At 48.5% G+C, this 262-nt stretch carries 1 protein-coding gene; it reads right to left on the reverse strand.

The window, feature by feature from the left end:
- Positions 1-30: 30 nt before the first annotated feature.
- Positions 31-262: hypothetical protein (locus NXS07_RS21290; protein WP_258087672.1), on the reverse strand; the 232-nt coding region annotated here is incomplete at its 5' end.

The following is a 262-nucleotide window of genomic DNA, read 5'->3' on the forward strand; positions in this document are numbered from 1 at the left end:
GCTGCGCAAACAAACGCTAGGCATCGGAAACTACTTACCTTTTTTTAACAGGCTTCCCTTGGGTTGATCCAAAGCATGGTGCAGAAGCATGGTGCGGAAGCGTAGTGCAAAAGCATGATGCAGAAGCATGGTGCGGAAGCGTAGTGCGGAAGCATGTTGCAAAAGCGTGTGCGGAAGCGTATTGCAAAAGCATGATGCAGAAGCATGTTGCAAATGCGTGGAGCACAAGCATGGTTTAAAAGCATGTTGCAAAAGCGTAGTG

This window comes from Xenorhabdus bovienii (assembly GCF_024721015.1).
Taxonomy (GTDB): domain Bacteria; phylum Pseudomonadota; class Gammaproteobacteria; order Enterobacterales; family Enterobacteriaceae; genus Xenorhabdus; species Xenorhabdus bovienii.